We start from the raw sequence: 554 nt of genomic DNA, 5'->3' as shown, positions 1-554 counted from the left end.
ATCCAAGACATGAACGCGCTGAAACGCGCCTTCAATCGCGAGTTGGAGCCTTCACCGGAGGAATTGACGGTCTGTTCAATGTCGGTCCCCTCTCGGGCGGAGGTCTGGGACGCGGTGGTAGAGTCTCCGGGTAAGGCGTGGAGCTACGCTTCGGAGTCCGTCCCGACGCTGGAAGAACTGCAGTCGATCGAGTTGCCTTCACTCACGTCGCTGGCATCGCTTTGGCGAGGTCTGATGGATCGCGGTTCGGAGGCGTGGTCGGGAACGAAGCAACAGACCGGAAAGGTGTGGAACTGGGCGACGGAGTAGCGTGTCGGGAGGGCGCTCTCGGGGGCGGCGTGAGGGGCGGTCCGGTCAGTAGTCCCGGGGTCCGTGGTGGGTCAGCTGGGATGTTTCCGGGTGTCCTACACTTCACCCCGAGAGTTAGCCCCTGCACCGACGCCTGTGAGCGCACCCGAAGCACCCTTCCGGTCCGTTTTTGCCCCACAGAAGGCCCCGGTTTCCCGACTTGTCCGGATATGTCCAAGAAATGCATTGGATCACAGGGTTTCCTA

At 61.9% G+C, this 554-nt stretch carries 1 protein-coding gene; it reads left to right on the top strand.

Annotated elements, in window-relative coordinates; genetic code table 11:
• On the top strand, positions 1–309 hold a 309-nt coding region (locus ACGKZZ_RS17275; RefSeq protein ID WP_411224756.1), incomplete at its 5' end, for a hypothetical protein.
• Between the last annotated feature and the right edge of the window lie 245 nt (positions 310–554).

This window comes from Marivita sp. S2033, assembly GCF_046592965.1.
In the GTDB taxonomy this organism is placed as follows: Bacteria; Pseudomonadota; Alphaproteobacteria; order Rhodobacterales; family Rhodobacteraceae; genus Marivita.
This window is presented reverse-complemented; position numbering and strand designations above follow the sequence as displayed.